The following is a 20,427-nucleotide window of genomic DNA, read 5'->3' on the forward strand; positions in this document are numbered from 1 at the left end:
CTGTGAATTGCGACACATTTCTTGCTCCGCCGGGCGTCGCCCGCAAAGGGGGTAGCGGCCCGCCAAGGAACAAGTTTAACAATCTCTTCTAACTATCGCGAAATTCCCGAAAAAATACCGCCCGGTACAGCCGGTCATTCGGCGGGGTCAATCAATGCCGGCAGCCGGCGGGGCTGGTGAATGCGCCACAGCTTGATCCGGCTGCCGTGGCCTTTTTCCAGGGTCACCCGGGTGGGCGGCACGTCGAACTGAGCGGCCAGGAAGGCGCGCAGTTTGCGGTTGGCCTTGCCTTCGACCGGCGGGGCGGTGACCCGGATCTTCAGCGCCTCGCCGTGGGGGCCGACGATCTCGTCCACACTGGCGCGCGGTTGCAGATAGATCCGCAGTAACAGATCGCCGTTTTGCCAGCTATAGAAGCCGGGCACGGCAGTAGGTGCTGTTGAACAGGCTCAGGCTGCAGATGCCGTCCTGCAACGGGGCGATGAACAGCAACATCACCAGCCACAGGGCAATCAGCGCGATCAGCGGGGTCAGATCCAGCCCGCCCATCGGCGGCAGCAGGCGCCGGAAGGGGCGCAGCACCGGTTCCATGAGCTGGTGCAACAGGCCCGCCACCGGGTTATAGGTCCCCGGCGAGACCCAGCTGAGCACCGCCATGATGATAATGCCGAAGATGTAGACATTGATCAGCAGTTTCAGTAGCTCGACCACGGCCAGCGCCAGCGCCCCGCCGATGGCGAGGGTGGGAAACTCGGGGAACAGGCTGATCAGGGTGATCTCGACCAGCTTGAGGATCAGCAGCAACACGACCGCCGCAAAATCGATCCCGGCATAGCCGGGGATGAAGCGGCGCAGGGGGCGCAGCGGGGTGGATGTGGCCTTGACCAGAAACTGGGAGATGGGGTTATAGAAATCGGCCCGCACCACCTGCAGCAGCAGGCGCAGCATCACGATCAGGGCATACAGCCCGAAGATCGTCTGGATCAAAAAGACGCCGGCATTACTGACATAGTTCATGGCTTATTGCCCCAGTTCATCGGCCAGCTCGCGGGCCCGATCATGGGCGGCCTGCAGGGCCTGTTCAAACATCTGCTGGATGTCGTGATCCGCCAGCGCCTGGATGGCCTGTTCGGTGGTGCCGCCCGGCGAGGTGACGTTGCGGCGCAGTTGCGCCGGGTCTTCCTCGATCTCCAGCGCCAGCCTGGCCGCGCCAAAGGCGGTCTGCAGGGTCAACAGGCGGGCGGTCTCGGTGGGCAGCCCCAGCTTGACCGCGGCCTGTTCCATCATCTCCATCACCATAAAAAAGTAGGCCGGTCCGCTGCCCGACAGCGCGGTGACCGCATCCATCTGCGCCTCCTCGGTTACCCAGACGGTCAGCCCGACCGCGCGCAGAATCGATTCGGCCAGCCCTTTTTGCGTCTCCGTGACATGCCGGTTGGCGTACAGGCCGGTGGCGCCGCTTTGCACCAGCGCCGGGGTGTTGGGCATGGCGCGTACAATCGAGCGCTCGCCGCCCAGCCACTGTTGCAGGGAGTCGGTGCGGATGCCGGCGGCGATGGTCAGATAGAGCTTGCCGTCATCGGCACGACTCTGCAGGGCGGTGATCACCGCCTTGAGCTGCTGCGGCTTGACCGCCAGCACCACGACCTCGCAGGCGTCGACCAGTGCCTGGTTGTCAGCGTGCACGCTGATGCCAAAATCGTCCTGCAGCGCCTGGCGCCGGGTCTCATCCGGTTCGGAGACATGCAGAGAAGCCGGCGGCAGGTCGCTCTGGCAGAGCCCGCCGATAAGACTGCGGGCCATATTGCCGCCGCCGATAAAACCGATCGTTGCGTTTTTCATAGCGGCATACGTTAACCGCATGGGCTCGTAAGCTCAAGCTGTGCGGGCGGTGAGGCCGTGCTTTCGTGGTGTGCTGCGTGTTCGTCGAGATTCCCAGGGACGAGGGACGAGTGACGAGGTTTTTTATATCCCCTCCCCCTGGCCCCCTCGGCTCGGGCATCCTGCTTCGCTCTACCGAGTCCATCCATGGACTCGTCCCTGTGGGAGGGGGAACAAATCCTTGCAATTAGCAAACACGGTCCCCTCCCCTTCAAGGGGAGGGCCAGGGAGGGGTAATCTAAAACCAGCCCCGGCAAAAAACCTCGTCACTCGTCCTTCGTCCCTCGTCCCTTATTTGGCGCTCGTGCGCCAAATACCGCGGTGCCAATGCGCACGATGGTGCTACCCTCGGCGATGGCGGCTTCGAGATCGTCGGTCATGCCCATCGACAGGGTGTCCAGCGCCAGGCCTTCGGCATTGAGCTGATCGAACAGCTGGCGCAACTGCCGGAAGGGGACACGCTGTTGCTCGAAGTCCCCGGCCGGGGCGGGGAGGGTCATCAACCCGCGCAGGCGCAGGCGGGGCAGCTCGGCGATGGAGCGGGCCAGTGTCAGGGCCTCGGCCGGGCTGGCACCGGCCTTGCTGGCCTCGCCGGAGGTGTTGATCTGCAGGCAGACATTGAGCGGGGGCAGTTCGGGCGGGCGTTGTTCGCTCAGACGGCGGGCGATCTTGAGCCGCTCCACGCTGTGTACCCAGGCAAAATGTTCGGCGATCTCGCGGGTCTTGTTGGACTGGATCGGACCGATGAAATGCCATTCGATGGGCGCATCGGCCAGCGCGGTGATCTTGGGCCGGGCATCCTGCAGGTAACTCTCACCGAAGCGGGTCTGCCCGGCCCCCAGTGCCGCGCGCAAATCCTCGGCCGGGCGGGTCTTGCTCACCGCCAGCAGCTGCACCGAACCGGGCGGGCGCCCGGCCTGTTTTTCGGCATGTGTGATATGTTCCCTAACGCTTTCGAGTCGTTGCGCTATGCTGTTCATGTTGCCTCGCGGGCGTTGCGGCGGTAGTTTAGTGACGGTCAAGAAATCAGACGACCTACCGATAACCGAAAGGTCTGCTGTTCAGAGCTGTATCATAACAACGATCTAAATAAAGAGTGATTATCTGATGGACATTACCGAATTACTGGCCTTTGGCGTCAAAAACGGCGCTTCGGACCTGCACCTGTCCGCCGGACTGCCGCCGATGATTCGTGTCGACGGGGACGTGCGGCGTATCAATATCCCGGCGATGGAGCACAAGACCGTGCACTCGCTGATATACGACATCATGAACGACAAGCAGCGCAAGGATTTCGAGGAGTTTCTGGAGACGGACTTTTCCTTCGAGATCCAGGGACTGGCCCGTTTTCGTGTGAACGTGTTCAACCACAACCGCGGCGCGGCGGCCGTATTTCGGACCATCCCCTCCAAGATTATGACCCTGGAGGATCTCAACTGCCCGCCCGTGTTCAAGGAGGTCTCCGACAACGCGCGCGGCATCGTGCTGGTGACCGGCCCGACCGGTTCGGGGAAGTCCACCACTCTGGCCGCCATGGTCGACTACAAGAACGAAAACGATTATGGTCATATTCTGACCATCGAGGATCCGATCGAATTCGTCCACGAGTCCAAGAAGTGTCTGGTCAACCAGCGCGAGGTGCACCGCGACACCCTCGGCTTCAGCGAGGCGCTGCGCTCGGCCCTGCGTGAGGACCCGGATATCATCCTGGTGGGCGAGCTGCGTGATCTGGAGACCATTCGCCTGGCCCTGACCGCCGCGGAAACCGGCCATCTGGTGTTCGGCACGCTGCATACCAGCTCCGCCGCCAAGACCATCGATCGTATTGTCGACGTGTTCCCGGCGGCGGAAAAGGGCATGGTGCGCTCCATGTTGTCCGAGTCGCTGCGCGCGGTCATCGCCCAGAGCCTGCTCAAGAAGATCGGTGGCGGCCGGGTTGCGGCCCACGAGATCATGGTCGGCACCTCGGCCATCCGTAACCTGATTCGCGAGGACAAGGTGGCGCAGATGTACTCGGCCATACAGACCGGTCAACAATACGGCATGCAGACCCTGGATCAGAACCTGCAGGATCTGGTCCAGCGCGGCGTGGTCAGCAAGCAGGAAGCCCGGCTCAAGGCGGCCAGTAAGGATACGTTCGAGTAATCTGTCAGACTGGCGGATGCCGGTCGCTGACTTGAGGTTAATGTCATGGATTTTGAATCATTATTGAAATTGATGGTGCATAAAAACGCTTCGGATCTGTTTATCACTGCCGGCGTCGCACCGAGTATGAAGGTCAACGGCAAGATTATGCCCGTGACCCAGGCGACACTGACGCCGGCACAGGCCGAGGAGCTGGTCAAGGGCATCATGAACGCGTCACAGAAGGCGGAGTTCGAAGAGCATCACGAATGCAATTTCGCCATCTCCGCCTCCGGCGTGGGCCGCTTTCGTGTCAGCGCCTTTCGTCAGCGCAACCACGCCGGCATGGTGCTGCGTAAAATCGAGGTCAAGATCCCCAACTTCGAGGAGTTGAAGCTGCCGCCGGTATTGCGCGACATCGCCATGACCAAGCGAGGGCTGGTGATCTTCGTCGGTGGCACCGGTTCGGGTAAGTCGAGTTCGCTGGCGGCCATGGTTGGCCATCGCAACAAGAACAGTGCCGGCCATATCATCACCATCGAGGATCCGATCGAGTTCATTCATCATCACGAAGGTTGCATCGTTACCCAGCGTGAGGTGGGGCTGGATACCGAGAGTTTCGAAGTGGCACTGCAGAATACCCTGCGCCAGGCTCCCGACGTGATTCTGATCGGCGAGATCCGTTCGCGCGAAACCATGGAACACGCCATCGCCTTCGCCGAAACCGGTCATCTGTGTCTGGCGACCCTGCACGCCAACAACGCCAACCAGGCACTGGATCGTATTGTCAACTTTTTCCCCGAGGATCGCTTCAACCAGCTCTATCTCGATTTGTCACTCAATCTCAAGGCGATGATCGCCCAGCAACTGATTCCGACCCCCGACGGCGATGGCCGGGTGCTCTGTGCCGAGATATTGATCAACACCCCGTTGATGGCCGATCACATCCGCAAGGGGGAAGTGTCCAAAATGAAGGAACTGATGGCCAAGTCCACCCAGAGCGGCATGCAGACCTTCGATCAGGCTCTGTTCAGACTCTACAGTGAAGGCAGCATCACCTACGAAGACGCCATCAACTACGCCGATTCCGCCAACGAACTGCGCCTGATGATCAAGCTGGGCGAGACTAAAGGCGAGGATGTGGATGCGATGACCGGGGCGTTGGACGGGATTACTATTCAGGAAACCTGAACCCCTGTTCCCCTCCCCTGCAAGGGGAGGGTGAGGGAGGGGTGATCAAGCATCAAGCCTTTATCAGAATGACCGCCCTCCGGGCGAGCTTGATCTTGAAAGCGGGCTCTCGCGCCCGCGCGGCGAGGTACTTTCTTGTACCGACTAGAAAGTACCCAAAGAAGCTCCCCCGAAAACACCGCCGGTGTAGCAATTTATCAATTGCTACACCGGTTCCCTGCGCTTCTCATTCCAGTCGGGCTCGCCAGACGGCACGTCCCTGTGCCGACTGGCGAGTGGCGGCTTGTCTCATAGAACCCCTTCGGGTTTCATTATGTTGTCTCACAGAACCCTCCGGGTTCATTGTGAGTACCCTACGCTTTCAGCGTCAGGGCAACCCTACCCATCTCCGATGGGTCAGGGCACCCTGCGCGCACCCTTCGGGCTATTCCTCCTTCCACTGCGATGCTCGGCGTCGTCTGACGGGAATGAAATTTCATAGCGATAGGGTGCGTTCCACGTACCGAACACTCTCAAACCTCCTTCGCCCCTCGTAACTCGTCCCCCGGCACTGTTTATGATGCTCGGCATCTAACTAAGAGAAAAAGGAGAGAAAAAGGTGACGGAGGGATTAAAAATTAGCCAGGTAATCTAAGGATGAATAATGAAAGGAATTGAGCTTCTCGCACTGGGGTTGCGGCTTGTGGGGATTTACGGGCTGCTGGGGCCGGTGGTCTTGTCTTTTGCCTTTCGCAGCCCCGTGGTGCTTGGTTAATAATAACGATAAAAAGAGAGGGATACTTTAAATCCGGGCGTCATGCTGATCTCAAGTCCCCTGACCCTTTGAGCGACACTGATAATTGTAAATGGAAGTTATTCAGTAATAGGGACCAGCGAAAGCTCGACGCGTCGGTTCAGGCTGCGTCCTTCTGCGGTGGAGTTGTCGGCGATCGGGTTACGTTCTCCAAAGCCGACGATTTCAAATCGGGCCGGAATGATTTCTTTCGATTTCAGGTAATCTGCCACAGCTTGTGCGCGTCTTTCTGAGAGGGACTGGTTATAAGAATCTGATCCCCGTGAATCGGTATAACCGGCAACGACGATAATTGTTTTTTCATATTCATCGAGTACCAGCGCTACTGAATCTAGAACCGAATGAAAATCAGCTCGCAGGTTGCTGCCGTCTGTCGGGAAGGTGATGTTGCCGGGCATGATCAGGTTGATATTGTCCCCATCACGCTCAACACTGACCCCGGTACCGCGCAGTTGTTTGCGTAACTTGGCTTCCTGGGTGTCCATGTAATAACCCACGCCGCCGCCGACAATGGCGCCGATACCGGCATCGCGCAGCATGCGTTTTTGGCGTTCGCTGCTTGATTTGTCTTTGTTGGCAAGATAAGAGACGACCAGCGCGGTACCCGCGCCGATTCCCGCACCCTTGGCGGTATTGCTGGTTTTCTCTTCGCCGGTATAGGGGTCAAAGGTTGTGCAGCCGGTCAGCGCCAGCGTTGCAGATAGGCCCACAACTAAAAGCAGTTTGTTCATATTCTCAATTCCTGTTTCTTGATTGCAATACGGAAAGTATAGGCGCCATGTTCATTGAAAGATATTTAAAGCCCATATTTGGTGACATTTATTTGAAGTTGGTCAAAGTAAGAATTTTTTTACTGTGCCAACCCTGACTATACTGAATAAGTAGGTGTACCATTTTCAGGGATGACAAATGGTGCGGTCAGCACGGATCTGCTTACCGTCGGCCCCGACGCATACAATTCAGCGGAGCAATAATCCCTGCCTGTTTTGCCTCAGAAAAGCCTGGAAAAGAGAAAAGGGGGTGTGGAGGGGGTAAATTTTGACCGGCACAAAGGAAGGAGTAAGGCGAGCGAACAGGTTAAAAACAATCCCTGTATCACCTTTCTTATTGTCCGCTCCATGCAGGTGGTTTAATGAATAAGGTAACAACCTCGGATTCGCACAATACTCTGAGGACTGAAAAAACTGGTTCGGTGGGAAGGGGCTTTTACGGTATTTTTTGTATTCGATGCCTTGCTTGTACTAACGTACCAGCGTACAGGGTGATGCTGCTTCCTGGTAGGCATATAGAAAATTCCAAGATGCCGCGCTCTCAGTATGAATCAGGTGATTGCAAATGATTAGCCGGTGGGTCGTTGGTGTTATTCTCTTATTCGCGGTACTGTTGTTTATGCTGCCGAAATCGGATGAGGAGACACTTTCAAGAATCGCATCGGCTTCGATGCTGAAATGCACGCAGAATTTTCGTGAACGAGTGGCGCGACAGGTTCTCAGTAAGGGCGTGGTCGATGTAAAGTTCAACAACAAGTGTTCGGATCTAATCGGTTCGCTGGTGCTTGACGAGCAGGGCAGGATGATAATTACTGGGAAATCGTACTCGCTCAGGATGACCTTGAGCGCGGTGGTGGAGGGCGAAAAGATACGCTGGCGTTGCCGTGGGGAACCTGCGGCGGCAGTGACAAAGCTCTGCAAGCCGTAATTAACCTAATTCTTATCAGGAGATGACAATGGCAAAGGGTTCGAGTCCGACAGGCAAGGTTCTGGGACTGGCACTTATCGTGGTCGGCATCGGGCTGGCGATCTGGGGTTACCAGTTATCCCAGTCTGTCGGTTCGCAAATAACCGAAGCACTGACCGGCGCGGAACGCGACAGGGTGATGATGTTCTATATCGGCGGGGCGGCCAGCTTTGTTGTGGGCCTCTATCTCGCTGTGAAACGATAACTTGTGGAGGAACTATGGATATTACCGGCCTGATTGTCTTTTTGTTAATCGGCGCACTGGCGGGCTGGATCGCCGGCAAGGTGATCACGGGACGCGGGTTTGGCGTGCTGGGAAACATCGTGGTCGGGATCGTCGGCGCGGTGCTCGGCGGGGTCATGTTCCGGGTACTCGGCCTGGCCGCGACCGGGTTGATTGGCGAGATCATTACCGCGACGGTGGGGGCGATTGTCCTGCTGTATATCGTCCTGCTGATCAAAAAAGTCTGAACCATGTCTGTGCTGTCCGTGCCCCGGCAGTTCGCCGGTCTGCTTCTCTGGCTGTTGCTGACCTTGGTGGCGGCGGCTCTGGGTGCCTGGGCCTCGATCGAAGCCGGATCGTTTTATCTTCAGCTCGAGCGGCCGGCCTGGGCGCCGCCCGGGTCGGTATTCTCGCCGGTGTGGACGACCCTGTTTGTCCTGATGGCCATCGCCGCCTGGCTGGTCTGGCGCACCAACGGCGTTGCCGGTGCGCGGGTTGCGCTGTCGCTGTATTTCGTTCAGCTTGTTTTTAATGTGCTGTGGAGCTGGCTGTTTTTCGGCTGGCATCTCGGCGGCTGGGCATTTGCCGAGGTGCTCCTGTTGTGGGGGTTGATCCTGGCAACGCTGGTGGCCTTCTGGCACACCAGTCATTTGGCGGGGGTGTTACTGGTGCCTTATCTGCTGTGGGTCGGTTTTGCCGTAATATTGAATTACACGGTCTGGCAGCTCAATCCGGCATTACTTTAAACCGTGCCGGGGGGTAGTGTTGATCCGGCAATGGCGAGGGTCAGGCTCGTTCTGTCATAGTCCATCCATTACGGGTAATGACATATTGCACGGAGAGTGGAGGGTATGTTCGATATCCTGTTGCTGTTACATCTTCTCGGCGCGACGATCTGGACCGGCGGACATCTTGTACTGTCTCTGGTCGTGCTGCCGGGAGTGTTACGCCGGCGCTCTGCCGGGGAACTGCTGCGTTTCGAGTCGGGCTATGAAAAGATCGGAATCCCGGCGCTGCTGGTACAGGTGATCACCGGCATCATGCTGGCCTGGCGCATGGTGCCGGACGTGGCCCGGTGGTTCAGCTTCGACGGTTCGGTTTCGCAACTTGTGGGCATCAAGCTGTTGTTGCTGTTAGTGACCGCCGTTTTTGCGGTCGATGCGCGTCTGCGGATTATTCCCAATCTTTCTGAAAACAACCTGGTCGCTCTGGCCTGGCATGTGATCCCTGTAACTATCATTTCTGTGTTGTTTGTGATCGTTGGCGTGTCATTTCGGACCGGCTGGTTTTATTGAATCATCTTCACTCATAACCGGCCTGATTTCGGCGTCCGGCGCCGCAGCTATTGTAATACTGCATCAAAGGGTTTTTGAAATCCGCTATGACTGTCGGTCAGCCTGCTCGTCGCAAAGTTTGCTATGCTTGGTCCGTGAAGGTCACTTGTGGGTCGGTATGCAGAGACTCGTCCTGTCAGGAGTGATTTCATGATGACCAAAGCTTACCGGGAAAAGGCGGTATTCGGAATACAATTCAGGTCGATATGAGCCGGAAACTATGACACAACCCGCGCTATTGCTGGTCTATGACAAGGAGTGTCCGGTCTGTGACATGTATTGCCGGCTTGTTCGGATTCGCGAGAGTGTTGGGGATCTGCAAATTGTCGATGCGCGCGATGACAGCGAGGTGCTGCGGGAGATCACCGACAATGGCCTGGATATCGATCAAGGGATGGTACTGAAAATGGGTGACAGGTTGTACTACGGGGCTGATGCCATCCATATGCTGGCGTTGATCAGTCAGCGCTCGGGCGTGTTCAATCGGTTCAATTACTGGCTGTTCAGCTCACAAAGACGCTCTCGCGTGTTGTACCCGGTGTTTCGATCTTTTCGCAACCTGTTACTCAAGCTTCTGGGCAAGACACGAATCAACAATCTCGGCATACCGGGTAACGAAACCTTCTGACCGGCTGTATATTAACCGGAGATGGGTAGAATTTCTTTTTGATTATATCGGGTTTACGGTGATGCCTGGATTCCGGCATTCGCCGGAATGACGAAATAATTTTTACTCTGCGGTCCTCTGCACCCAAACAACGGGCATAAACGCCTTCGCGCCTCTGCGTTGAGGCTCCTTTTCAGAAAACAGCGTAGGCGTCGAACACTGGTCCGTCGACACAGACGCGTTTCATGGCCGGACCCTGTTCAGTTTGAACCTGCACCACGCAACCGGCGCAACCGCCGACTGCGCAGGCCATGAATTCTTCCAGCGAGACCTGGCAGGGCAGATCGTATTCTTTAGCGAGTCTGGCGACGGCTTCCAGCATGGGGTGCGGGCCGCAACTGAAGATTTCCACTTCATGACGTTCTTCATCCGCCAGGGAATCGAGCCAGTGGCGGGCAAGGTCGGTGACGTAACCGTCATGGCAACCGGGGTAGCCCTGCGTGCTGGTCAGGCGCGAGGGGATGTTCCACTGTTCGATCAACGGCATGGCTGCGATAACACCCCCGGGCATGCCGGGAACCATGAATTCGGACGGCTGGCTCTGGAAGGGAAAGGGCACTTCGGAGCCGAGGATCACAAAGGGCTGGTAATTTGTGTCCTGGCGCAGAACATCGGCGCAGAAGATCATCGGCGGCATGCCGACGCCACCGCCGATCAGCAAGGGGCGCTTTTTGTCAGCATGAAATTCGAACGGCTTGCCGATGGGCCCCATCAGGTTCAGCGTATCGCCGATGCCGTTTTGCGCCAAAAGCGCGGTGCCTTCACCGAACACCTTGTAGAGCAGATCCACGTAACCCTTTTGCGCATCGACCCGCATGATCGAGATGGGCCGGCGCATGGGACGCTGGGCGTTGACGGTCAGATGCACGAAGCTGCCGGGCAGGGCGCGGGCGGCGATCTGCGGCGCCTGCAGACGCAGGGTGTATTGATCGCCGGGGTGGGCGTCGTGCGCCAGAATCTCGGCCTCTTCGACAAAAATCGTCTCGCGCTGTGACAGGGCGGCGTTCACAGGTTGACCTGATAAACGGATTCGCCGGCCAGCAGGGTCTGGTTGACCCGACCCTGCATCTCCCAGCCGAGAAACGGCGTGTTCTTGCCGGCACTGGCCAGGGTGTTGTAATCGACGGTCCAGCGCTCGTCGGGATCGAAGATGCAGACATCGGCGCGATCACCGACCCCGAGGCGGCCGCCGTCGATGCCGAGAATCGTGGCCGGCTCGTGGGTGATCCGGGCGATGGCGTCGGAGAGGGACATGACGTTTTCCTCCGCCAGGCGCAGGGTCAGCGGCAGCAGGGTCTCCAGTGCCGAGATACCCGGTTCGGTCTCGCAAAACGGCGCCAGCTTGGCATCGGGATCGTGCGGCTGGTGGGCCGAGCTGATGGCGTTGATGGTGCCCTTGCCCAGACCGGCGCGCAGGCCGTCCAGATCGCGCCGGGTGCGCAGCGGCGGGATCACATGGCAGGCACTGTTGAAGTCGCCGATGTCCATCTCGGTGAGATAGAGCTGATGGGCGGCCACGTCGGTCGAGACCGGCAGGTTGTCGTGCCGGGCGCGGGCGATCTTCTGGATCGACTGGGTGCAGCTCAAATGCATGAAGTGCGCGCGTACCCCGGTCTGTTCAATCAGCATCAGATCCCGGGCCACCGCCACGGTCTCGGCCGATTCGGGAATCCCGGGCAGGCCGAGCCGGGTGCTGATGGCCCCTTCGTGGGCGCAGCCGGTATTGCTCAGCCAGGGATCGTTGGCGTAGATAAACACCGTCAGATTGAAGTTAGCGGCGTATTCCAGGGCGCGGCGATAGACCAGGGTATTGTTCAGCGGCTGCAGGGCGTTGCTGACGGCGATACAGCCGCCCTCGCGCATCAGCTCTTCCATCTCGCTCAGGTGTTCGCCCTGCAACTGCACGGTCAGGGCGCCCAGGGTCACCACCCGGGCATAGCCGGCCTGGCGGGCGCGGTGATGGATCAGCTCGGCGACCGCCGGGGTGTCGATAATCGGATCGGTATCCGGTTGCACGCACAACGTGGTGATGCCGCCGGCGGCCGCGGCGCGGGTCTCGCTGGCGATGGTTGATTTGTGCTCCTGGCCCGGCTCGCGCAGGCGGGCGTTGAGATCCACCAGCCCGGGGATCACGATCCGATCCGTGGCGTCGATCACCTGATCGGCGCTGAAGCCGTCCGGCGCCGTGTCGATGGCGGCCACCTGGCCGTCGGCGAGATAGAGATCATGCCGGCCATCGATCTGGTTGGCCGGGTCGATGAGGCGCCCCCCTTTTATATGGATACGCATCAGGCTTCCCCCTCCTCGCCGGACGGTTTGCGGCCCAGCACCACCGACATGACCGCCATGCGCACCGCGATGCCGTTGCTGACCTGTTCCAGAATCACCGACTGGGGCCCGTCGGCAACGCTCGACTCGATCTCCACGCCGCGGTTAATGGGGCCGGGGTGCATGACGATGGCGTCGGGTTTGGCCAGCGCCAGTTTCTCCTGGGTCAGGCCGTAGGTCTGGAAATACTCCAGTTCACTGGGCAGCAGGGCGCCGTCCATGCGCTCGCGTTGCAGGCGCAGCATGATCACCACATCCACGTCCTTCAGTCCCTCGCGGACATCGTGATAGACATGCACACCCATCTGCTCCAGGTAGGGCGGGATCAGGGTGCAGGGGCCGATAGCGCGGATTTCCGGCACCCCCAGGGTATTGAGGGCGTGGATCTGCGAGCGGGCCACCCGCGAGTGCATCAGATCCCCGACGATGGCCACGCGCAGCGCGGTGAAGTCGGGTTTGTGCTTGCGAATGGTGAACACATCGAGCATCGCCTGGGTCGGATGGGCGTGACGCCCGTCGCCGGCGTTGATAATACTGATGTGCGGTACCACGTGCTGGGCGATAAAATGGGCCGCGCCGCTTTGTTCGTGGCGCACCACGAACATGTCGCAGTGCATCGCCTCCAGGTTATGCAGCATGTCGAGCAGGCTCTCGCCCTTGCTGGTGGAGGAGGTGCTGATGTTGACGTTGAGCACGTCGGCGGAGAGCCGCTTGGCGGCCAGCTCAAAGGTGGTGCGGGTGCGGGTACTGGATTCGAAGAACAGGTTGACGATGGTCTTGCCGCGCAACAGCGGGACTTTCTTGACCGGCTGGTTGCCGACGGTAACGAAGTTTTCGGCGGTATCGAGTATCTGGGTGAGGGTCTCGCGCTTGTGCCCTTCAATGGTCAGAAAATGGCGCAACTGGCCCTGGCTGTCGCATTGAATATCCTGCCGTTTCATTTGCTCTCCTGGATTAACAGCTCCAGCGGATCCGGCCCGGTCAGTTTGACATGCTGGTGCGCCTCGAGAGTCAGGCGCTCGCCGGCCACGTCGGCGCAGATGGGCAGTTCGCGCCCGCTGCGTTCCACCAGGCAGGCCAGGATGATCGAGGCGGGCCGGCCGTAGTCGAAAATTTCGTTCATGGCGGCGCGAATCGTGCGCCCGGTGTGCAGCACGTCGTCGATCAGCACGATGTGCCGATCATCGACCGAGAACGGCAGGTTGGAGGGCTCCACCTGCGGATGCAGACCGATGCGGGTGAAGTCGTCGCGATAGAAGGTGATGTTGAGCGTGCCCAGCGGTTGCTCGGGCTTGAGTTGCTGATGAATCCGTTCGGCGATCCAGGCGCCACCGGTGTGGATGCCGATGATGGCCGGATCGGTGATATGCCGTGAGTTGAGCAGGGATTGCAGATCGCCGGCCATCGGGCTCAGCAGGGTCTGGACGTCACGGCGTTCGCTCATGTTGTTCCGGGGTCAGTTGCTGGTCGAACCAGCTTTGCAGTATCAGTTGCGCGGCGACCTGATCGATATCCTCGGGATCGGACCGGCCGGCTCCGTTGTGCGAGCGTTCTTCGAGCAGTTGTTCCGCCTCGTAGGAGGTCAGCCGCTCATCGACCATCTCGACGGGCAGATTGTAACGCCCTTTGAGCTGATTACCAAAGCGTCTTGCGCGCCGGGTCATCTCCTGGTCTTCCCCCTCCAGGGTCAGGGGGAGGCCGACAATGAGCAGATCGGGCTGCCATTCGGCAATGAGCCGGGTAATGGCGTCCCAGTCGGGCTTGTCGGTCTTGCGACTGAGGGTGATGAGCGGGGCGACGCTGCGGGTCACTTCCTGGCCGACGGCCACGCCGATGCGCCGCAGACCGTAATCGAACCCCAGCAGGGTTCTGGGTCGGGGTGTGGGTCGGGTCATGGGTCGACTCACGCGTGACCCATGTCCGTCGACAGGGTCGCGATATCCACGCCGAGTCCCGCCGCCGCGGCGCTCCAGCGTTTTTCCACCGGGTAGTCGAAAATGATCCGGCTGTCGGCCGGGCCGCTCAGCCAGCTGTTGGCGGCCAGCTCCTCTTCCAGCTGGCCTTCGCCCCAGCCGGCATAGCCCAGGGCGATCAGAAACTGCTCCGGCCCCACCCCGCCGGCGATGGCGTCGATGATGTCCTGGGACATGGTCAGCCCCACCTCGGGGGTGACCTCCAGGGTGCTGTCCCACTCGCCCAGCGGGGTGTGCAGGACGAAGCCGCGTTCCAGCTGGACCGGCCCCCCCTGGTAGATCGGCGTGTCGGCCAGTTCCGGCTCGGTCACCTCGATGTCCAGCTGCGTGGCCAGATCGGTAAGGGTCAGATCGGTGGGCCGGTTGATGATGATGCCCAGCGCGCCCTGCGGATTGTGCTCGCACAGATAGGCGACCGTGTGCTCAAAGTTGGGATCCGCCAGGGACGGCATGGCGATGAGAAACTGGTTACTCAGTTGGGCGATGTAACTCATGCTTCAAGTATCGGGCAGGATGGCGGCACAGACAAGTTGCATCTAAACAACTATTTCAAATTTCATGCACACTTTATAAGCTGGTTAATTCTGTCAGTGACGCTGGCGATACGGAGAATGTCAGGTAGCGCTTCGCGCAACCTGACCCACTCTAGCGTGTTAACCCCAGCGTCGATCCGCTTTTAAACCGCCAGACCCGGGGAATGTGCAGGATGTCGGTGTCTTCCAGGATCGCCTCGGTCAAGGGCGGGAACGGCGCGGCCAGGCGGACGATATTCTGTGCCGCCTCATCTAGTACCTCGTGCCCCGAAGAGCGCAACACGCGGACTGACTTGAGGGTGCCGTCGGGGTTGATGGCGACATCGAGCAATAGATCACCGGTGAGGTTGTTACGCACCGCCTGTTCGGGGTAGTTGAGATTGCCGATCCGTTCGACCTTGGCGCGCCAGGCATCGAGATAGGCGGCAAAGCGGTGCTCGCGGGTCTTGGCGCCGCGTACGTAGGTCTCCCGCGGAGTGACTTGATAGGCCTGTTTCATCTCGTCGATCTCGGCGCTGAGCCGGGCGATCTGCCGGCTGCGCTCGTAGAGCTGGGCGGCGGTGACCTCCGTCGGTTGCGGCGGTTCCTTCTCCTGTTGCGTCTCGCTGTCGACCTTCTCGGGGGTCCGGGGAGCGGTCATCACTTCCTGCCGGGCTGTCTGTTCCGGGGTGGGCGGGGGCGCCAGGTCCTGCGGACTGTCGGGCGCCATGCCGCTCTCGTCGGTCGGCTGCGGATTGGAGAAGGGGCTGCTGTCGCGGACTTTTTCCTGCACATTGCCGCCGCCTTCCTGGTTGGCCTGGGCGAGATACTCGGCGTCTTCCGGCTCGGCGTCCGACTCGTTATGCACCAGGGTGACTTCCATGGTGGTCAGGGCGTCATTGGCGTCGGGATCGGTCAGATCGAATCCCACGCCAAGAATCAGGATGGCGTGTATCGCCAGTGCCAGGAACAGGGTCATCCCGAACCGATCGCCCGGGGTTACCGGGTTCGAATTGTTGCGTACAGCTTCAGTCATGCAGATGTTTTACCACTTTCTGGGTAATTATACCGTTGACCAGTCCCACCAGCACGGCAAAGCTGAGCAAAACCGGAAACAGTCTCCAGATCCCCGCATGCGGGACAAACCAGCCCCAGGCGAGCAGGAACTGGCCACTGATATGGGCCATGGCCGCGGCCAGGCTGTAACCGACCGGCCCGAAGCCGCGCCCGGGCAGGCGGGTCATGGGCCAGAGGATCAACAACGAGGCCAGCGCGCCGGCCAGCGAGAGCATGAAGGTGGGCGACAAAAAGGTCCCCAGCAACAGACTGCCCACCAGCACCCGCAGCAGACTGACCCAGGCCGCTGTCGACCAGCCGTACAGACACAGCACGCAGATGGTAATGACATTGGCAAAGCCCGGTTTCAAGCCGGGCAGCGGGCTGGGCAGCAGCGCCTCCAGAATATGGATCGACACCGCCGCTGCCGCCAGCCAGGCAATACGATGATCTTCGACAGTGGGGTGCAGGTGTAGTTTCAATTTTGAGAGGCCCGGGTGATTCAGGCAAAGAGCTTAACGCAGACAGGTGTAATGTTGAATTTTAAATGCTGAATTTTGAATTAACTCTTGGGCGCGCCAGTGCCTTGAGTAGCCTGCTTGATGTGCCTGTCCCTGATAAAAAAGTTCAAAATTTAAAATTCAACATTAAAAATTCATAATTAGTATTCGCGTCTCTGCGTTGAAGGTTTTGTATGTCAAAAAGCAATCGCATCGAAGCGGCCCTGGCCGCCGTGGATCTGGATGTGGACGCCGTTGGGCAGGCAGGCGATGACGTCGCCGGCCTGCTGCATCCAGCCGGCGTGGACGCAGAATTTGCTGGTACAGGGCGAGGATTGAAAACGCGCCCGCCCCTGGTCGATCTCGATCACGCTGTCGCCCAGTTTGCCCGGCACGTTCAGGGTGGCCGGTTCATTCAATGAATGACGTTCATAGAGGGTGTTGTCCTGATATATCTCCAGCAGTGTACCGGGCGCGGAGGGTTGCCAGGCAAAGTAAAAACTGAGTCCTGCCGCCAGCACGGCGATGAACACCACCGCTTTGTCGGCCAGGGTCATGGTAATTCCTGAATCACGGTTTCGATATCATCGTCCTGCAGTTCGATGCGCTCGGCCATTGACGGGGTCAGGTGTGCCCGGCCCTGTTTGTCGATTAACATGACGTGTTCGATGCCCATGTTGCGGGCAATTTGCGGCCACTGCTCGGGCCCGGCGATAAACAATGCCGTGGCAGCGGCGTCGGCAGTGGCGCCGTCGTGGTGAATGACGGTGACGGAGGTGGTCTGATCCGCCGGATAGCCGGTGCGCGGATCGAGAATATGATGATAACGTTTATCGTTGTCTTCAAAATAGCGTTCATAGTCGCCGGACGTGAAGACAGCTTCGTTGTCCCGTACATCAAGTCGGGCGATAAGGCACTCGGCCTGATTCTCTTCTTGACACTGCTTGCGCGGATGGCGCACACCAATGTGCCAGGGGCGATCGCCATGACGGCCGATGGCCTTGAGATCACCACCCGCATTGACCATGGCATGGTCAATGCCAATAGATCGCAGATAGTCGATACTCCGTTCTACCGCCTCGCCCTTGGCGATGGCGCCCAGATCGAGACGCACGGCGGGATTGTCGTTACTGATCCGCACGTCATCGATCCTGATATCGCTGATCTGCGGATTCGCCGCCAGCAATTTGTCGATCTCCTCCTGCGGGGGCGGGAAGCTGGCAAACATATCTTCCTGATGAAAACCCCATAACTTCACCAGCTTGCCCAGCGCCGGGTTGAAGAGCCCCTGGCTTTGTTCTGACAGGGTGCGGGATTTTTCAATCAGCGGTATGACCGAAATATTTCCGGTAAATTCACCGGCCATCCCCAGCAGCTGGTTCATGCGGCCCATGGGGCCGGGGCGCCAGGGATGCCAGGCCTCGTGCATAAAACTCAGATCGTCGGCCACGGCGCTGATCGCCTCATTGGCCTTGTCCTCTTCCACATCCCACAGGGTGATGGTGACCAGTGTGCCGAACACCATCATGGTGCTTTTGTGTTCTTCGGGCTCGGGCTCCTGCTGGCAGGCGCTCAGCAGAAAAACGAAAATAAAGGTACTAAACAGGATTTTTAAACGGTTCATAATGATTACTGCGTGGATAAATGTTGTTCGATTGCGTGCATTAACTGGTCGGCGATATTCAGCTGATAAAGTTCATCCAGCTCGCGAATGCAGGTCGGCGAGGTGACGTTGATTTCAGTCAGATAATCGCCAATGACATCCAGCCCGACAAACAGCAGGCCCTTGTCGCGCAGCACCGGTGCCACCTGTTCGCAGATCTGGTAGTCCCGCGTGCTCAGTGGTACCCCGCTGCCGCGACCGCCCACCGCCAGGTTGGCGCGGGTCTCACCGGCGGCGGGGATCCGGGCCAGGGCATAGGGCACCGGTTCGCCGTCGATCAGCAGGATGCGTTTGTCGCCCTCGCGGATCTCGGGGACGAAGCGCTGGGCCATGATCAGCCTTTTGCCGTGTTGGGTCATGGTCTCCAGGATGACGCCGGTATTCAGTCCGTCACGCTGCAGCCGGAACACCGAACTGCCGCCCATGCTGTCCAGCGGTTTGACAATAATGTCCTGGTGCTTGTTCAAAAACTCGCGCAGTTGGGCCGGCTGGCTGCTGACCAGGGTCGGCGGCATGCAGTCGGGGAACCAGGCGGTGAACAGTTTTTCATTGGCGTCGCGCAGGCTTTGCGGCTTATTGACCACCCGCACACCGCGCGCCTCGGCCAGTTCGAGCAGGTGGGTGGCATAGAGAAAGTCGAGATCGAACGGCGGATCCTTGCGCATCAGGATCACATCCAGTGCCTCGAGGGGCTGCGCCTGTTCGCTACCCAGTTCGTACCAGTTTTCGGGATCGGCCCGGACAGTTAATGGACGGCTGCGGGCGCCGGGACGATTGCCGTCGAGATAGAGATCGGGCTGCTCCATATAATGGAGTTGCCAGCCCCGCCGGGCGGCCGCCAGCAGCATGGCCAGGGTCGAGTCTTTTTTGTAATTGATGGATCCGATGGGATCCATCACCACGCCCAGCTGAATCGTCATGGAAGTTACGGATGCTCGGCGTATTCGCGGGCCGCGGCCAGCAGGGCCAGGCGGGCGATGACACCGTAGGCATAGAAGCGGTTCGGGTTGGCGTCCGGAGCCTTGCTCTCATCCGGGGTGTTGCAGCTTTCGGCGAAGGCCAGCGGTTCGAAGTGCATGCCGGGGGCGTTCAGATTTTCAGTACTGCCGCGTTCCTTGTGTACCCGGTAAAACCCGCCCACCACGAAGTGATCCAGCATATAGACCACCGGTTCGGCAACCGCCTGCTGTTCACCCCAGGTTTCAAAGGTATAAACCCCCTCCTGCATGATCACCTGGGTCACGGCCTGACCGCCCTTGCTCTTGGACATTTTGGTGCGCTGTTTGCGGTTCAGCTCCAGCGCCTCCTCGGCGGACTGGACGCTCATGATACCCATGCCGTAGGTGCCGGCGTCGGCCTTGATAATGACATAGGGCGGTTTGTCGATATTGTATTCGTCATACTTTTTCTGAATATCCCCCAGCAGGCGGGTGACATTTTTGTGCAGACACTCCTCCCCGTCGCGCTTCATGAAGTTGATCTCGCCGCAATTGCGAAACAGGGGGTCGATAAACCAGGGGTCGATCTCCGCCATGCGGGCAAATTCCTGGGCCACCGAGCGGTAGTGGGCAAAGTGCTCCGACTTGAGGCGATCCGCCCAGCCCAGATTCAGCGGCGGGATCACCTTCTGATCCAGGTTCTCCAGGATAGCCGGACGGCCGCCGGAGAGGTCGTTATTGAGCAGAACCACGCAGGGATCGAAGTCGTCGCCGAGGGTCAGGCGTTTGTCCCGACGTTCGGGTTTTTCCAGCAGCACGCTGCGGCCCGACTCCAGTTCGATTGTCTGCGGCAGGGGCAGCTCCTCGTTCAGACTGGCGATCCGGACCTCAAAGCCGCCCTTGCGAATGATCTCGGTCAGGGTCGCCACGCTCTCCAGGTAATAGGGATTACGGGTGTGACTTTCGGGGATAATCAGCACTTTGGCGGCATCGGGGCAGACCCGTTCGATGGCCGCCTGTGCCGCCTGAATGCACAGGGGCATGAAGGCCTCGTTAAGATTATTGAAGCCGGCCGGGAACAGGTTGGTGTCCACCGGGGCCAGCTTGAAACCGGCATTGCGCAGATCGACCGAGGCGTAAAACGGGGCCGGGGTCTTGACCCACTCGCTGCGGAACCAGGCCTCGATGTGTGCCTGGTGAGCCAGAAAATGGGACTCGATATCGTGCAGCGGCCCCGAGAGGGCGGTGGTCAGATGGGGGACGGCATGTAGATGCTCAACGCTCATTGATTTTCTCGCTGGCTTTTCAGGTAGCAAATATAGTGAAATACTACCCCAAGATGAACGCGGACGCAGGCCATATCCGCTATCGATTATTCGATGAGAAAAATAAAGTATCGTTACGACCTGCCGTTATAGCAGGAGTACGCCGATAAGACTGACATTCTCCCGACCCGGAGCCCGGATCGCCGTCGCACAGAAACGAAATTATCGAGAAAATATACGCA

Annotated in this window: 25 protein-coding genes; 8 read left to right on the top strand and 17 right to left on the bottom strand. The window is 59.2% G+C overall.

Features of this window, described 5'->3' with window-relative positions; all coding sequences use genetic code 11:
• Positions 1-134: 134 nt before the first annotated feature.
• From EDC23_RS02520 to EDC23_RS02535, 4 genes are all read right to left on the bottom strand, one after another.
• The gene (locus EDC23_RS02520; protein WP_134080794.1) at positions 135-425 is read right to left on the bottom strand and encodes a DUF167 family protein; all 291 of its coding nucleotides are present in this window, start codon (positions 423-425) and stop codon (positions 135-137) included.
• Positions 409-1,017, bottom strand: coding sequence for a YggT family protein (locus EDC23_RS02525; RefSeq protein WP_134080796.1), 609 nt, complete (start codon positions 1,015-1,017; stop codon positions 409-411). The genes EDC23_RS02520 and EDC23_RS02525 overlap by 17 nt, the downstream gene beginning before the upstream one ends.
• 3 nt (positions 1,018-1,020) lie before the next feature.
• Complete coding sequence (proC, locus tag EDC23_RS02530; RefSeq protein WP_134080797.1) at positions 1,021-1,842, bottom strand: pyrroline-5-carboxylate reductase; 822 nt, start codon at positions 1,840-1,842, stop codon at positions 1,021-1,023.
• A gap of 305 nt (positions 1,843-2,147) precedes the next feature.
• Complete coding sequence (locus tag EDC23_RS02535; RefSeq protein WP_134080799.1) at positions 2,148-2,861, bottom strand: YggS family pyridoxal phosphate-dependent enzyme; 714 nt, start codon at positions 2,859-2,861, stop codon at positions 2,148-2,150.
• Positions 2,862-2,988: 127 nt separating this feature from the next.
• Here EDC23_RS02535 and EDC23_RS02540 point away from each other — a divergent pair, with 127 nt between their 5' ends.
• Together EDC23_RS02540 and EDC23_RS02545 are read left to right on the top strand one after the other, a co-directional pair.
• Positions 2,989-4,026, top strand: a complete 1,038-nt coding sequence (locus EDC23_RS02540) for a type IV pilus twitching motility protein PilT (protein WP_134080801.1) — start codon at positions 2,989-2,991, stop codon at positions 4,024-4,026.
• Between the two features lie 45 nt (positions 4,027-4,071).
• A complete protein-coding gene (locus tag EDC23_RS02545; protein ID WP_134080804.1) occupies positions 4,072-5,196 on the top strand; it encodes a PilT/PilU family type 4a pilus ATPase in 1,125 nt (374 codons plus the stop codon).
• An 852-nt stretch (positions 5,197-6,048) separates the two neighbouring features.
• Here EDC23_RS02545 and EDC23_RS14315 read toward each other — a convergent pair.
• Positions 6,049-6,720 carry an OmpA family protein gene (locus tag EDC23_RS14315; RefSeq protein ID WP_134080806.1) on the bottom strand — a complete coding sequence of 224 codons (672 nt, stop codon included), beginning with the start codon at positions 6,718-6,720 and terminating at the stop codon, positions 6,049-6,051.
• 604 nt (positions 6,721-7,324) lie between these two features.
• Here EDC23_RS14315 and EDC23_RS02555 point away from each other — a divergent pair.
• From EDC23_RS02555 to EDC23_RS02580, 6 genes are all read left to right on the top strand, one after another.
• Positions 7,325-7,687, top strand: coding sequence for a hypothetical protein (locus EDC23_RS02555; RefSeq protein WP_134080808.1), 363 nt, complete (start codon positions 7,325-7,327; stop codon positions 7,685-7,687).
• Between the two features lie 28 nt (positions 7,688-7,715).
• A complete protein-coding gene (locus EDC23_RS02560; RefSeq protein ID WP_134080810.1) occupies positions 7,716-7,931 on the top strand; it encodes a DUF3185 family protein in 216 nt (71 codons plus the stop codon).
• A gap of 14 nt (positions 7,932-7,945) precedes the next feature.
• The gene (locus tag EDC23_RS02565; protein ID WP_134080812.1) at positions 7,946-8,197 is read left to right on the top strand and encodes a GlsB/YeaQ/YmgE family stress response membrane protein; all 252 of its coding nucleotides are present in this window, start codon (positions 7,946-7,948) and stop codon (positions 8,195-8,197) included.
• Between the two features lie 3 nt (positions 8,198-8,200).
• Positions 8,201-8,695, top strand: coding sequence for a TspO/MBR family protein (locus EDC23_RS02570; protein ID WP_134080814.1), 495 nt, complete (start codon positions 8,201-8,203; stop codon positions 8,693-8,695).
• 105 nt (positions 8,696-8,800) lie between these two features.
• Positions 8,801-9,244, top strand: a complete 444-nt coding sequence (locus EDC23_RS02575) for a CopD family protein (protein ID WP_134080816.1) — start codon at positions 8,801-8,803, stop codon at positions 9,242-9,244.
• Positions 9,245-9,503: 259 nt separating this feature from the next.
• Positions 9,504-9,911 carry a DCC1-like thiol-disulfide oxidoreductase family protein gene (locus EDC23_RS02580; RefSeq protein ID WP_134080818.1) on the top strand — a complete coding sequence of 136 codons (408 nt, stop codon included), beginning with the start codon at positions 9,504-9,506 and terminating at the stop codon, positions 9,909-9,911.
• 172 nt (positions 9,912-10,083) lie between these two features.
• On the opposite strand, the gene EDC23_RS02585 is transcribed toward EDC23_RS02580, so the two are convergent.
• The 12 genes from EDC23_RS02585 to gshA all read right to left on the bottom strand — a co-directional run bounded on the left by EDC23_RS02585 (position 10,084) and on the right by gshA (position 20,206).
• Positions 10,084-10,959, bottom strand: coding sequence for a dihydroorotate dehydrogenase electron transfer subunit (locus EDC23_RS02585; protein WP_208321248.1), 876 nt, complete (start codon positions 10,957-10,959; stop codon positions 10,084-10,086).
• Entirely contained in the window at positions 10,956-12,239 is a 1,284-nt protein-coding gene (locus EDC23_RS02590) for a dihydroorotase (RefSeq protein WP_134080820.1), read from the bottom strand. Before EDC23_RS02590 ends, EDC23_RS02585 begins: the two co-directional genes overlap by 4 nt.
• Entirely contained in the window at positions 12,239-13,219 is a 981-nt protein-coding gene (locus tag EDC23_RS02595; protein WP_134080822.1) for an aspartate carbamoyltransferase catalytic subunit, read from the bottom strand. Before EDC23_RS02595 ends, EDC23_RS02590 begins: the two co-directional genes overlap by 1 nt.
• Positions 13,216-13,683: a bifunctional pyr operon transcriptional regulator/uracil phosphoribosyltransferase PyrR gene (gene pyrR, locus EDC23_RS02600; protein WP_243830702.1), complete on the bottom strand. Its 468-nt coding sequence runs from the start codon at positions 13,681-13,683 to the stop codon at positions 13,216-13,218. Before pyrR ends, EDC23_RS02595 begins: the two co-directional genes overlap by 4 nt.
• 22 nt (positions 13,684-13,705) lie before the next feature.
• Positions 13,706-14,185, bottom strand: coding sequence for a Holliday junction resolvase RuvX (gene ruvX / locus EDC23_RS02605; protein ID WP_399359069.1), 480 nt, complete (start codon positions 14,183-14,185; stop codon positions 13,706-13,708).
• Positions 14,182-14,745 (bottom strand): YqgE/AlgH family protein, encoded by a 564-nt coding sequence (locus EDC23_RS02610; protein WP_134080828.1) that lies wholly within the window; start codon positions 14,743-14,745, stop codon positions 14,182-14,184. Before EDC23_RS02610 ends, ruvX begins: the two co-directional genes overlap by 4 nt.
• A gap of 151 nt (positions 14,746-14,896) precedes the next feature.
• Positions 14,897-15,799 (bottom strand): energy transducer TonB, encoded by a 903-nt coding sequence (locus EDC23_RS02615; RefSeq protein WP_134080830.1) that lies wholly within the window; start codon positions 15,797-15,799, stop codon positions 14,897-14,899.
• Positions 15,792-16,301, bottom strand: coding sequence for a Gx transporter family protein (locus tag EDC23_RS02620; RefSeq protein WP_134080832.1), 510 nt, complete (start codon positions 16,299-16,301; stop codon positions 15,792-15,794). The genes EDC23_RS02615 and EDC23_RS02620 overlap by 8 nt, the downstream gene beginning before the upstream one ends.
• 215 nt (positions 16,302-16,516) lie before the next feature.
• Entirely contained in the window at positions 16,517-16,876 is a 360-nt protein-coding gene (locus EDC23_RS02625; RefSeq protein ID WP_134080834.1) for a NusG domain II-containing protein, read from the bottom strand.
• On the bottom strand, positions 16,873-17,943 hold the full coding sequence (locus EDC23_RS02630) for an FAD:protein FMN transferase (RefSeq protein WP_134080836.1): 1,071 nt from the start codon (positions 17,941-17,943) through the stop codon (positions 16,873-16,875). The genes EDC23_RS02625 and EDC23_RS02630 overlap by 4 nt, the downstream gene beginning before the upstream one ends.
• A 5-nt stretch (positions 17,944-17,948) precedes the next feature.
• Positions 17,949-18,902, bottom strand: a complete 954-nt coding sequence (gene gshB / locus EDC23_RS02635) for a glutathione synthase (RefSeq protein ID WP_134080838.1) — start codon at positions 18,900-18,902, stop codon at positions 17,949-17,951.
• 5 nt (positions 18,903-18,907) lie between these two features.
• Positions 18,908-20,206 carry a glutamate--cysteine ligase gene (gene gshA / locus EDC23_RS02640; RefSeq protein WP_134080840.1) on the bottom strand — a complete coding sequence of 433 codons (1,299 nt, stop codon included), beginning with the start codon at positions 20,204-20,206 and terminating at the stop codon, positions 18,908-18,910.
• Positions 20,207-20,427 lie beyond the last annotated feature (221 nt).

Origin of the sequence: Thiohalophilus thiocyanatoxydans (assembly GCF_004366735.1) — a bacterium.
GTDB lineage: Bacteria > Pseudomonadota > Gammaproteobacteria > UBA6429 > Thiohalophilaceae > Thiohalophilus > Thiohalophilus thiocyanatoxydans.

Excerpts from the sequence above, each read along its gene's own strand:
- EDC23_RS02525 (WP_134080796.1), bottom strand. The coding sequence starts at position 1,017 with ATGAACTATGTCAGTAATGCCGGCGTCTTTTTGATCCAGACGATCTTC.
- proC (WP_134080797.1), bottom strand. The coding sequence starts at position 1,842 with ATGAAAAACGCAACGATCGGTTTTATCGGCGGCGGCAATATGGCCCGC.
- EDC23_RS02535 (WP_134080799.1), bottom strand. The coding sequence starts at position 2,861 with ATGAACAGCATAGCGCAACGACTCGAAAGCGTTAGGGAACATATCACA.
- EDC23_RS02540 (WP_134080801.1), top strand. The coding sequence starts at position 2,989 with ATGGACATTACCGAATTACTGGCCTTTGGCGTCAAAAACGGCGCTTCG.
- EDC23_RS02545 (WP_134080804.1), top strand. The coding sequence starts at position 4,072 with ATGGATTTTGAATCATTATTGAAATTGATGGTGCATAAAAACGCTTCG.
- EDC23_RS14315 (WP_134080806.1), bottom strand. The coding sequence starts at position 6,720 with ATGAACAAACTGCTTTTAGTTGTGGGCCTATCTGCAACGCTGGCGCTG.
- EDC23_RS02555 (WP_134080808.1), top strand. The coding sequence starts at position 7,325 with ATGATTAGCCGGTGGGTCGTTGGTGTTATTCTCTTATTCGCGGTACTG.
- EDC23_RS02560 (WP_134080810.1), top strand. The coding sequence starts at position 7,716 with ATGGCAAAGGGTTCGAGTCCGACAGGCAAGGTTCTGGGACTGGCACTT.
- EDC23_RS02565 (WP_134080812.1), top strand. The coding sequence starts at position 7,946 with ATGGATATTACCGGCCTGATTGTCTTTTTGTTAATCGGCGCACTGGCG.
- EDC23_RS02570 (WP_134080814.1), top strand. The coding sequence starts at position 8,201 with ATGTCTGTGCTGTCCGTGCCCCGGCAGTTCGCCGGTCTGCTTCTCTGG.
- EDC23_RS02575 (WP_134080816.1), top strand. The coding sequence starts at position 8,801 with ATGTTCGATATCCTGTTGCTGTTACATCTTCTCGGCGCGACGATCTGG.
- EDC23_RS02580 (WP_134080818.1), top strand. The coding sequence starts at position 9,504 with ATGACACAACCCGCGCTATTGCTGGTCTATGACAAGGAGTGTCCGGTC.
- EDC23_RS02590 (WP_134080820.1), bottom strand. The coding sequence starts at position 12,239 with ATGCGTATCCATATAAAAGGGGGGCGCCTCATCGACCCGGCCAACCAG.
- EDC23_RS02595 (WP_134080822.1), bottom strand. The coding sequence starts at position 13,219 with ATGAAACGGCAGGATATTCAATGCGACAGCCAGGGCCAGTTGCGCCAT.
- pyrR (WP_243830702.1), bottom strand. The coding sequence starts at position 13,683 with ATGGCCGGCGATCTGCAATCCCTGCTCAACTCACGGCATATCACCGAT.
- EDC23_RS02610 (WP_134080828.1), bottom strand. The coding sequence starts at position 14,745 with ATGAGTTACATCGCCCAACTGAGTAACCAGTTTCTCATCGCCATGCCG.
- EDC23_RS02615 (WP_134080830.1), bottom strand. The coding sequence starts at position 15,799 with ATGACTGAAGCTGTACGCAACAATTCGAACCCGGTAACCCCGGGCGAT.
- EDC23_RS02625 (WP_134080834.1), bottom strand. The coding sequence starts at position 16,876 with ATGACCCTGGCCGACAAAGCGGTGGTGTTCATCGCCGTGCTGGCGGCA.
- EDC23_RS02630 (WP_134080836.1), bottom strand. The coding sequence starts at position 17,943 with ATGAACCGTTTAAAAATCCTGTTTAGTACCTTTATTTTCGTTTTTCTG.
- gshB (WP_134080838.1), bottom strand. The coding sequence starts at position 18,902 with ATGACGATTCAGCTGGGCGTGGTGATGGATCCCATCGGATCCATCAAT.
- gshA (WP_134080840.1), bottom strand. The coding sequence starts at position 20,206 with ATGAGCGTTGAGCATCTACATGCCGTCCCCCATCTGACCACCGCCCTC.